General features: G+C 36.4%; 10 protein-coding genes. All 10 read right to left on the reverse strand.

Annotated features, from left to right (window positions below; all coding sequences use genetic code 11):
• Nucleotides 1-3 precede the first annotated feature (3 nt).
• Entirely contained in the window at nucleotides 4-1,269 is a 1,266-nt protein-coding gene (gene bioA / locus AA089_RS14635) for an adenosylmethionine--8-amino-7-oxononanoate transaminase (protein WP_046757719.1), read from the reverse strand.
• Nucleotides 1,269-1,880, reverse strand: a complete 612-nt coding sequence (gene bioD / locus AA089_RS14640) for a dethiobiotin synthase (RefSeq protein WP_046757720.1) — start codon at nucleotides 1,878-1,880, stop codon at nucleotides 1,269-1,271. The genes bioA and bioD overlap by 1 nt, the downstream gene beginning before the upstream one ends.
• A 2-nt stretch (nucleotides 1,881-1,882) precedes the next feature.
• The gene (locus tag AA089_RS14645; protein ID WP_046757766.1) at nucleotides 1,883-2,272 is read right to left on the reverse strand and encodes a putative signal transducing protein; all 390 of its coding nucleotides are present in this window, start codon (nucleotides 2,270-2,272) and stop codon (nucleotides 1,883-1,885) included.
• Nucleotides 2,273-2,276: 4 nt separating this feature from the next.
• On the reverse strand, nucleotides 2,277-3,416 hold the full coding sequence (locus AA089_RS14650; RefSeq protein ID WP_046757721.1) for an aminotransferase class I/II-fold pyridoxal phosphate-dependent enzyme: 1,140 nt from the start codon (nucleotides 3,414-3,416) through the stop codon (nucleotides 2,277-2,279).
• Nucleotides 3,413-3,916 carry a hypothetical protein gene (locus AA089_RS14655; protein ID WP_046757722.1) on the reverse strand — a complete coding sequence of 168 codons (504 nt, stop codon included), beginning with the start codon at nucleotides 3,914-3,916 and terminating at the stop codon, nucleotides 3,413-3,415. The genes AA089_RS14650 and AA089_RS14655 overlap by 4 nt, the downstream gene beginning before the upstream one ends.
• Before the next feature lie 57 nt (nucleotides 3,917-3,973).
• Nucleotides 3,974-4,609 carry a SanA/YdcF family protein gene (locus tag AA089_RS14660; RefSeq protein ID WP_046757723.1) on the reverse strand — a complete coding sequence of 212 codons (636 nt, stop codon included), beginning with the start codon at nucleotides 4,607-4,609 and terminating at the stop codon, nucleotides 3,974-3,976.
• 201 nt (nucleotides 4,610-4,810) lie between these two features.
• Nucleotides 4,811-5,086, reverse strand: a complete 276-nt coding sequence (locus tag AA089_RS14665; protein ID WP_046757724.1) for a F0F1 ATP synthase subunit epsilon — start codon at nucleotides 5,084-5,086, stop codon at nucleotides 4,811-4,813.
• A gap of 84 nt (nucleotides 5,087-5,170) precedes the next feature.
• Complete coding sequence (gene atpD, locus AA089_RS14670) at nucleotides 5,171-6,679, reverse strand: F0F1 ATP synthase subunit beta (protein ID WP_046757725.1); 1,509 nt, start codon at nucleotides 6,677-6,679, stop codon at nucleotides 5,171-5,173.
• Nucleotides 6,680-6,955: 276 nt separating this feature from the next.
• On the reverse strand, nucleotides 6,956-9,799 hold the full coding sequence (locus AA089_RS14675) for a TonB-dependent receptor (RefSeq protein ID WP_046757726.1): 2,844 nt from the start codon (nucleotides 9,797-9,799) through the stop codon (nucleotides 6,956-6,958).
• 80 nt (nucleotides 9,800-9,879) lie between these two features.
• On the reverse strand, nucleotides 9,880-11,727 hold the full coding sequence (gene glmS, locus AA089_RS14680; RefSeq protein ID WP_046757727.1) for a glutamine--fructose-6-phosphate transaminase (isomerizing): 1,848 nt from the start codon (nucleotides 11,725-11,727) through the stop codon (nucleotides 9,880-9,882).
• Nucleotides 11,728-11,730 lie beyond the last annotated feature (3 nt).

Below are 11,730 nucleotides of genomic sequence, written 5' to 3' on the forward strand. Positions count from 1 at the left end.
AATTTATAATTCATCCAGCGTTTCTCGAATAGCTTGGTAAATTTTTTGCAATTGTGCATCTGTAGTAATGTAAGGCGCTAAAATGTAAATTGTATTTCCTAACGGACGCAAACAAACACCTTTGCTCATGAATGAATTGAATAGTTTGTCACGCAGATTTCCATAACGCTCCATTTTTATATTCAAATCTAGTGCATAAATTTGTCCTTGCTGACGTGTATTTCCAACTTTCGGATGTTTTTTGATGATTGCATCAAATGCTTTGTGAGCTGCTTCAATTCGGCTTAAATTTTCCTGCATTTCATTGGATTGCAACAAGTCAATTCCCGCTATAGCGGCAGTACATGCTACAGGATTTCCCGAATACGTATGTCCGTGAAAGAAGCCTTTTTTCATGTCATCTGCATAAAATGCATCATATATTTTTTGACTACAACTCGTAATTGCCATCGCCACCATTCCCGCGGATAACGCTTTGGATAAGCAGATAATGTCTGGTTTGGTTTCAATGTACTCAGAAGCAAAGTTTTTACCCGTTTTTCCAAAACCTGTCATTACTTCGTCTGCAATGGTCACTACATTATATTCTTGGGCAATTTTCAAGATTTCGTTAATATGAGTCGCTTTGTGCATTTGCATTGCTGCCGCGCCTTGCACCAAAGGTTCATATACAAAAGCGGCAACTTTGTGTTTTGTAATGAGTTGTATGAAAAGAGTTTTTACCTCTTCCAAATTCTCAGCATTCGGAACAGGAATTCGCGCTACATCAATAAAAAATTCTTCAAAAGGTCCGTTGTAGACCGATAATCCTGAAACCGACATGGCACCAAAAGTATCGCCGTGAAAACCATTTTCCAAAGCAATGATTTTTGTGCGTTTTTCGTTGCGATTGAAGTGATATTGCAACGCCATTTTGATTGCGACATCAATTGCCGTAGAACCATTGTCTGAAAAGAATAGCTTTTCTTGGTTTTCTGGAAGAATTTTAATGAGTTTTTCCGAAAGTTCTACCGCTGGTTTGTGCGTAAATCCTGTGAACACCACATGATCCAAGGTTTCCATTTGCTGACGTACTTTGTCAATGATATAATCGTTGCAATGTCCGTACACGCAGGTATACCAAGAAGCAATTCCGTCAATGTATTCATTTCCTTTTTCATCATATAAAACAGCGCCTTTTGCTTTGGTAATTGCGATGTGATTTGGATGCGATTTGTGCTGTGTTAGCGGATGCCAAAGGTGTTTTTTATCTCGTTCTTGTAAATTCATTATAGTGCTGATTTGAATAATTCTGCGTATTCACGAATGACATTTGGGTCAAAATATGGTTCTTCTTCAATGCGTCCAATCACAGGAACGTTGGTCATTTTTTTGATGATTGCTTCCGTTGTTGGATGTTCGTTTCCACTAAAAATAATTGAAACATTGAATCCTTTTTCTTTGAGTAAATTTACCGTTAATAGCGTATGATTGATACTTCCTAAGTAATGACGCGAAACTACAACAACATGATATTCAGGCTTTATAAGGTCTAAAATCGTGTGTTTTTCATTTAGTGGAACTAAAACACCGCCAGCGCCTTCGATTACTAAATGATTTTTAGTAGTTGGCTCGTTTATTGCTTTCAGATTGATGGTTAGATTGTCAATTTCTGCGGAAGCATGCGGACTCATCGGCGTGTTGAGCGCATAACTATTGTTGTGAATTTTTGTATTTGCATTCGAAATGTAACGTTCAATTTTATGACTGTCTGAATTGTCTAAATCGCCTGCTTGAATCGGCTTCCAATAATCGGCTTCTAGTGCTTCTGTGATGATGGCGGAAGCTACTGTTTTTCCTACTTCCGTAGATATTCCTGTGACAAATATTTTTTTCTGCATTGTTATTCAGCTTTCTTATTAAAAATTTCTCCGCACTCGCCACATTGATACCGTGTTGGCTCGAAGAAAGGAAATAATAGATAGAGTAATTTTTTTCGCGGTGGTGCAATTAATACACGGTTTTCTTGACATTTTGGACAAATGATTCGATTGCCTTTTCGGTCTACTTCGTATTCGCGAAGTTCATTGTATAGCGCAATTGCTGCTTCTTTATCTCTAACATGGACTTGCAATTTTACACCGCCAATAGCATGACTGATTAACGGATCGGCATCCAATGTGTGTTCGTCTTTTAGGAATACTTCAATACCTTGCGATTCAAACTTTCCTTTCATGACTTGGGCTTCTGCCGTGTAATCGAAAGCGGCTATGGTGTGAAAATCGTTTTTCATCATATTATTTATAGTATAAACTTGTGAGTGTGTGGATCATTTCTTTGATTTCTTTGGTTGAATTGTACGAATGTAAACAAAATCGCAAACGTTCTTTTCCTGCTGGAACTGTTGGCGATATTATTGGTTTTACATCAAATCCTTTTGCCCGCAATGCTGCTGCTGCTTTTATTACGTTTTCATTTCCAGCAATGATATAACAGTGAATTGCAGAATCGCTGGGAATAAATTTTAACATTGTTGTTGCTTGCTTGAAGGTGAAAATTCGAAGTTTTAAGCGTTTTACCTCTATACTATCCGCAAGTTGATCGTATGCTGTTTTGATGGTTGCGACGGCATGTGGCGACAATCCTGTAGTATAGATAAAGCTTCTGGCAAAGTTGATTAGGTACGTTTTTAATTCGTTACTTCCTAAAATTGCTGCTCCATGACAACCTAATGCTTTTCCAAATGTATAGATTCTGGCAAAGACTTCTTTTTCTAGCCTTAAGTGTTGTAATAAACCTTCTCCATCATCGCCAAAAACGCCTAATGCATGCGCTTCATCTACAATGAGGTGGCAATTTTTTTTGTTACAAATCTCAATCATTTTTACCAAGTTTGGCGAATCTCCATCCATGGAAAATACTGATTCTGTAACAATGTAAAGTTGCTGAGTATCTTCAAGTTGGTTTGAAATGTTGCTTATTTTTTTGGCTACATCTTCTATATCATTGTGTTTGAATTTGTACGATTTGGCAGTACTCATACGAATTCCATCACGAATAGATGCATGAATGTATTCATCATATAATATTACGTCGCCACGCAATGGCACAGCCGAAAAGAAGCCAATATTAGCGTCGTAACCTGAATTGAATAGCAATGCTGCTTCACTGTTGTGAAATGCACAGATTTGCGCTTCTACTTCTTCGTATAGTTCAGAGTTACCCGAAAGTAAACGTGAACCAGTGGCGCCATTTTGTTTTAGATTTCTATCTGTTAACAGTTGATGTGTTTTATTAAAAATAGATTCGGACTTTCCAAAACCCAAGTAATCATTGGAAGAAAAATCAATTGCTTTTTTTTCTGTTGAAAGTATACGCAGTGTCTTGTTTTGAATGCGTTCTTGAAGTTTACTTTGTAATTTTTCAGGTAGTTTCATAGTTCAACCCATTTTGAATCGTTTGCTACCGTTGCATCTAATAAGTCTATTCCTAAGGATTTCGCTAATTGTTTTCCTGTTTCCAAAGCTTCCTCTTCGTTGAACATATTATATATTTTGAAATGCTTGTTTCCGAGATACCATAAATTGATTTCAAATACACCTTTTTCTTTTTGAAATACAGAAATGTATTCGAGTTCAGGCAATGGATTCCATTTTCCTAGTTTGAACCACAGAAATGAACGTTCATGCTTGTATAAATTGTTTTTGAAATCGAAGTAATAGGTTTGGATTATAGAATAGTAAAAAGCGCCTGCCAATGCAAGTCCTGCTAATTTTATAGATCCCATTTCTCTTTCAACATATTGTCTTTCAAAGGAGAATTCTAACCTAAAAAAGAAAAGTAATACACACGCAATTACAACCGTATAAAGAAATGCAGCAATAATGTTATGCCAAAGTGGTCTGTCTCCTTGTGATATAACGATTCTATCTTTCATTGTGTAAAAATACTGATTATCTGCGGAAATTTTTTAAGAAACAGAAGCGATGTGCAACTATTTTGGAATTGTAATTTTATCACCTAAGAATTTTGGTTGCTTCCCAATTAGCAAGTCTAAACACATGGCAACACGTGCTAATAGTTCTCTCATTTTTACTTTGAAACCATTTCGCCCGCCGACATTTTTTGCATTGAAACCAACAGCATTGATTCCTTTGGCTTTTGCGATGGCAATGGCGCGTTCATTGTGAAATTGTTGTGAAATGATAGTTATATCTTCTTGTTGAAATATTTCTTTACTTCTGATGACAGAATCCAAGGTTCTAAATCCTGCATAATCTAAAATGATTCGGGATTCGGGAATTCCTGCCGCTATTAAATCTTCTTTGAAGGTTGTGGGTTCATCGTACGATGTACTTCCGTTATCGCCACTGACTAGAATGTATTTAATTTTTTTTGCGTTGTATAATTTTACGGCGGCGTTGATTCTGTATTTATAAAATAGATTCACGTTTCCATTGCTTAAATATTTTCCAGTTCCCAATAGCAATCCAACTTTATTTACTGGAATGTCAGCAACTGTATTGAATGTTTTGCCTTTGGTACTGAGTTCTACATATGCATTACAGCAAAGTATGACTAGCAGTATTCCTAGCATTGCGTATCCAATTCGTTTAGCCCATTTTTTCATATGTATAAAGATACTTTATTCTATGAAGTGATTCAAACTTTTCAGGTGGAAGCGAAAATTAGAAGTTTTAAATACTGATGACGACTTTTTTGAGTTTTATAGCATTGTTACGGAACAAAAAAAAGTGTAAATTACTGCTATAAAAAAAGCACCAAACAAATTTGCTTGGTGCTTTTATATAAATAAGATTTAAAATTATACTTAGTCTGCAAGTACAATTACTTTATTATCTTTCATTTCAATAGTTCCAGAATTGATCGCTAGACTTGTTTCGTTTTTGTCTTGTGTAAACTTGTCTTGAACGTTTTCTTCAAGGGTAATGTTTCCTTGAATCTTAACATTTCCTTCGCCTAACAAAGAAACGATTGGTGCGTGACCATTTAACATTTGAAACTCGCCGTTAATTCCTGGAACCGTTATTGAAGTAACTTCTCCACTGAATAACATCGCTTCTGGTGTAACAATTTCTAAATACATATTTTTCTAGTATTGAGTTATGAGTACAGAGATATGAGAATAGTAGCGTTCTCACTACTAACTACTCATTTCTCACTACTTATTTTAAGCCTCAGCTAACATTTTCTGTCCAGCTTCAATTGCTTCTTCAATTGTTCCTTTTAAGTTAAAAGCAGCTTCTGGTAAGTGATCTAATTCTCCATCCATAATCATGTTGAATCCTTTGATCGTTTCCTTGATATCTACTAATACTCCTGGAATTCCTGTAAATTGTTCTGCTACGTGGAACGGTTGAGATAAGAAACGTTGTACACGACGTGCGCGTCCTACTGCCATTTTATCTTCTTCCGATAATTCTTCCATACCAAGAATTGCAATAATATCTTGTAATTCTTTGTAACGTTGTAATAACTCTTTTACACGTTGTGCACAGTCGTAGTGCTCATCTCCTAAGATGTCTGCTGTTAAGATTCTTGATGTAGAATCTAATGGATCTACCGCTGGGTAAATACCAAGCTCAGCAATTTTACGAGATAATACAGTTGTTGCATCTAAGTGGGCAAACGTTGTTGCTGGTGCTGGATCCGTTAAATCATCCGCAGGTACGTAAACCGCCTGTACAGATGTAATAGATCCTTTTTTAGTTGAAGTAATACGTTCCTGCATAGCTCCCATTTCTGTTGCTAATGTAGGTTGGTATCCTACCGCTGATGGCATACGTCCAAGAAGTGCTGATACTTCAGAACCTGCTTGTGTAAAACGGAAGATGTTATCAACGAAGAAAAGTACATCTTTTCCTTGTGCGTCTCCTGCTCCATCACGGAAATATTCTGCAATTGTTAATCCTGATAAGGCAACACGTGCACGCGCTCCTGGAGGCTCATTCATTTGACCGAAAACAAACGTTGCTTTCGAATCTTTCATTACTTCTTTATCTACTTTAGATAAATCCCATCCACCTTCTTCCATTGAGTGCATAAAATCGTCACCATACTTGATAATTCCTGATTCTAACATCTCACGTAAAAGGTCATTTCCTTCACGCGTTCTTTCTCCTACTCCTGCGAATACTGAAAGTCCACCGTGACCTTTTGCGATATTATTAATTAACTCCTGAATCAATACTGTTTTACCTACTCCGGCACCACCAAATAATCCAATTTTACCACCTTTTGCGTATGGCTCAATTAAGTCGATTACTTTAATACCTGTAAATAGTACTTCTGTAGAAGTTGATAAGTCTTCAAATTTTGGTGCTTCTCTGTGGATTGATAATCCATTGCTACCATCTTTTGGTAATTCTCCTAATCCATCGATTGCATCTCCGATAACGTTAAATAATCGTCCATACACATCATCGCCAATAGGCATTTTTATTGAGTCACCTGTAGTGTGTACGTCAGTACCTCTACTTAGACCATCTGTAGAATCCATAGAAATTGTACGAACAGTGTTTTCACCTACGTGAGACTGTACTTCTAGTACTAATTTTGTACCGTCAGCTTTCGCTATTTCTAATGAATCATAAATTCTTGGAAGTTCGTTCCCAGCGCTGAATTCTACATCAACAACAGGACCTATAATTTGTGCAACTTTACCTGTAACTTTTGACATTACTTAAGTGTTTAATGTTTAGGTTATTAAATACTGAAAAATGGATTTCATATTTTATGCTAAAACATGACCTTTTTTCGCGGTGCAAAGATATATTTTATTAATTAAAATAAGTAGTGTTTTGAGGATGTTTTTTTCGATTTATTCAAAAACCTTTATTTCTCTATGGTTTTATGGGTGTTGTGTCTAAGGTAGAATTGACAAAAACTTTTGAACTAAAAAAAATAGGCTACCGATTTGGCAGCCTATTTTTTTATATACTTTGTGTTTTTTAACTTAATTGATTACCCAAGAGATATAGTATTGAGAACCTATGGTTCCAACTCCTGGTGCACTTACATATTCGTGTCCTAAAACGTTCGCCGCTCCAATTTTAAATGTTGATTTTTTGTAGCGATAGTTAAACTGAAGATCAACTAATGAACGAGCAGTTACCATTCCGTCAGCAAATGTTGATTCCCATAGGAATGAATCATTCCATCTCCAGTTGATATTGAATCCGAAGTTATCAAACAGATTTGGATTTCCAAAAGACGCTTTTACTTTGTGCTCTGGCGTATTGAAGTTTGTTTCGAAATCTGGATCACTTGCCTGATCGAAATCAAGTTTTGCATATGTATAGTTTATCCCAAAATTATAGTCTCCAAATAGTTTTGTATTAACACCAATAGCAGCACCATACGAATTGATATCTGCATTGGAGTTAGAGTATAATTGGAAAGGTGTAAAATCGCCGTTACTTGCTGCAATTAATGCATTTGGTGTTGGCGCGCCACCTACAGGTGTTAAGTCTGTAATATCAGATAAATCTACATTACCATAGTTTGGTACAATTACCGTTCTGTTTGCAATGAAATCTTGGTATGCATTGTAATATGCACTCACATCTACTGAAACGTTATCAAATACAATTCCGCGGTATCCAACTTCAAATGCTGATACTTGTTCTGGCTTTACAAATTCTACATTAGCACGCTCTAGCAACGCTGGATTTGGCGTTCCTGCTGCTGCACTTGCTCCAAATGCTTGGAATGATGATAGTGTGTATGAATTGTTATACGCATCATTTCCTGAGAGTGTAACTGTTCTGTCTAATCCGAAAGCTTCTAAACCTGCTGGGAAATTGTTTGTAATTGGACGCGTTGTGTAACGATCTAAGTTATCTGGTGCCGAACCTACTAAGATTGCGTTTCCTACATCTAACCCAATGTATTGATCTTGTGTAGTAGGATTACGGAAACCTGTTTGGAAAGACGCTCTAAAGTTGTGTTTTTTGTCTTCGTCTGGAGAAAATACTAATGATAATCTTGGCGATACGTTTCCGTCAAAGTTTTGCGCTTTGTCATAACGAATAGAACCTGTAAACTTCATTTTGTCTTCCATAAACTTCTTCTGAACTTGTACATACGCACCATATTCATCGTAACGAATTGGTCCGTCGATATCCGTAAAGATTGTTCCTTCAGAGTTTAATACATATTCTCTAAACGATCCACCAACTTGAATGTCTGCAACATCGATTAAGTGTGAGAAGTTATAGTTTACATCAGCGTGGTATAGTTTTGTATTGTCAATAAATCGTGCTCCTGTGAGTAAATCACCATCTGCAGTAACTCCATCTAATGCGGCACGAAATTCTGCTGTTCCTGGTTCAAAGCGACCAGTGTCTGCCAATCCTCTTGCGAACGCATGTGCTACAGTTGGATCTCCTGGCGTCACACCTGGAATTGCTCCAGTGATTGCACCTAAGTATCCTGTAGCGTACTCCGTAAACCATTGCTGATCTGATTTCCAACGTCTGTTTACATTGATTGCTGCAAAACGTGTATCGTATGAGTTTCCTGCTTTTTCAGCCGTTACATATCCTCTAACAAAGAAGTTGTTGTTACGAATTTCTAATTTGTGCTGTTGCATGAAGAAATCCTTAATAGAATATCTGTTTGCTCCTTGATAGATAGTATTTCCTCTACCAATTTTAGAATTCCATATGATGGTAAAGTCATTTGCCCAAGGCTTGTAATGTAATGCTAAGTCCATTTTTACACTTTCTGCATCATAATCCATTAAGTCACGTTCTTCATATCCTGTTCTTGATACTGCCGCAGTCTCAAAAGTTCCTGCTGGTGCTCCTGCTATTGAACTAAAATCTAATGTTGTTGATACTTCATCTCCATAGATATTTAAACCATTAAAATTTGGATCCGTTTGTCTGTTTCCAGCAATTGCATCACCTGTAGCAGAATCATAGTTTGTGTAATCGGTAGCAAACCATTCTGTACCATTAAGGAACGAGAAAGAAGCTTTTACCGCTAGTTTATCGCTAAATGCATGCGCGCCACGTATTCCAAAGTCTATGAAATTATTGTCTCCTGCATTTTCAGAAGACGTCATTCCTGTTTTTGCATAAAAGCTAAGCCCTTGTTTTTCGTATGGATCTTTACTACGCATGAACATGATTCCGTTGAAGGCATTTGCTCCATATAAAGCTGATGAAGCTCCTGGCAGTAATTCTACAGTTTGTACATCTAACTCGGACATTCCTAATAGGTTTCCTAATGCAAAGTTTAAGGCTGGCGAAGAATTATCCATTCCGTCTACTAATTGCATAAATCGAGTATTAGCAAATGTAGCAAAACCTCTTGTGTTTACTGATTTGAATGTTAAACTGTTTGTATTAACATCTACACCTTTTAGGTTTTCCAGTGCATCATAGTAACTTGGAGCAGAAGAGTTTTTAATAGCTCTTGCGTCCATTCTTTCTATAGTAACAGGAGATTCCCGTATTCTTTCAGGTGTTCTAGAAGCAGATAAAACGATTTCATCTAATTGTGTTCCTTCTTTAAGAACGATGGTTACTTCTTCATTGTTTTTTGTAATTTCTACTGTGGAAGAATCAAAACCGATACTACTGGCTTTGATTTTAAAAGGTGGTTGTTGATTTACTTTTAATTTAAAGTTACCATCGAAGTCAGTTACGACTCCTACGGATGTTCCTACAACGACAACATTTGCGCCTGGGACAGGCAGATTATTGCCATCAACAACTTTTCCACTAACGTTGGTTTGCGAGAACATACTCACACAAACCAACATCGCGAAAATTGATAGAAAGGTTCTCATAAGTGTTTTTGGTTTAGTTTTTATGAGAACAATATACACTTTTTTAGGATATCCTTAACAAAGTGGCATTATTTTTAAACTTATTCTACTGTTACTGATTTTGCCAAGTTTCTCGGCTGATCTACATTACAGTCACGCATAACTGCAATATAATACGACAATAACTGTAATGGAATGGTTGTTAATAATGGTGTCAACAACTCTAATGTTTCAGGAATTTCAATTACATAATCCGCTATATTCTTGATGGTTTTATCACCTTGCATAACTACAGCAATGATTTTTCCTTTTCTAGATTTTATTTCCTGAATATTACTTACTACCTTATCGTAGTGTCCTTTTCGAGTTGCAATAACCACAACTGGCATTTGCTCATCAATTAATGCAATAGGTCCGTGCTTCATTTCTGCTGCTGGGTATCCTTCTGCATGGATATATGAAATTTCCTTAAGTTTTAATGCACCTTCTAAAGCTACAGGGAAGTTGTAACCTCTTCCTAAGTATAAGAAGTTTGTAGCGTCTTTATAGATATTTGCAATCGTTTTAACGTGATTGTCTGATGTTAAAGTCTTTTCAACTTTAGCAGGAATCGCATCCATTTCAGATAAATACTGATGAAATTCTGAGGTAGATATTGTTCCTTTTTTCTGTGCTAGTTTCAACGCAATTAAGGTTAATACCGTAATCTGCGTCGTAAATGCTTTTGTAGAAGCCACTCCAATTTCTGGACCTGCGTGTGTGTATGCACCTGCATGTGTTTCTCTTGAAATTGATGATCCAACTACATTACATACTCCAAATACGAAAGCGCCTTTGCTTTTTGCAAGTTTGATAGCCGCCATAGTATCTGCTGTTTCTCCAGATTGAGATATTGCAATGACAACATCTTTTTCTGTTATTACAGGATTTCTGTATCTAAATTCAGAAGCATATTCTACCTCAACAGGAATTCTTGTTAGATTTTCAAACACATATTCTGCTACCAATCCGGCATGCCAAGAAGTTCCGCAGGCAACGATTAAAATTCTATTTGCATTTAAGAATTTTTCAATATTATCGTCAATTCCTGCCATACGAATGATTCCTTCGTTTGCCAACATTCTTCCTCTAAAGGTATCTAAGATAGCTCTTGGCTGCTCATAGATTTCTTTTAACATAAAGTGATCGTAACCACCTTTTTCTATTTGCTCAAGATTTAATTGTAATTCTTGTACGTACGGATCAACTAACGAGTCATCCTTTATTTTACGAACTTTTACTTTTTTTCCTCTTCGAACAATTGCCATTTCTTCATCTTCAAGATAAATAGCATTGTTTGTATATTCAATAAACGGAGATGCATCCGAAGCGATAAAGAATTCGTCTTCGCCAACTCCAATTACTAATGGACTTCCTAAACGCGCCACTACAATTTCGTCTGGCTTATTTTTATCAAAAACAGCAATCGCATATGCTCCTACTACTTGATTTAAAGCAACTTGAACAGCTTTTCCAAGCTTTACATTTTCGTTCTTCTTTACATCTTCAATTAAATTGACCAATACTTCAGTATCTGTATCAGATTTAAATTCGTATCCTCTGTTGATTAATTCTTGCTTTAATGGCGCATAATTTTCAATGATTCCATTGTGAATGATAACCAACTCACCCGAATTAGAGTAATGTGGATGTGAATTTACATCATTAGGTTCTCCATGTGTTGCCCAACGTGTATGTCCGATAGCCAAAGTTCCAACATCAGAAATCTCTTCTTTAACACGAGTTTCTAAATCGACAACTTTTCCTTTTGTTTTTGATAATTTAATGTTTTTACCATCGTAAATAGCAACTCCTGCGCTATCATATCCTCTGTACTCAAGTCTTTTTAATCCTTTTAGCACTACAGGATATGCCTCTCTATGACCTATATAACCTACGATTCCGCACATAAT

It is taken from the genome of Kordia jejudonensis (genome assembly GCF_001005315.1).
In the GTDB taxonomy this organism is placed as follows: Bacteria; Bacteroidota; Bacteroidia; order Flavobacteriales; family Flavobacteriaceae; genus Kordia; species Kordia jejudonensis.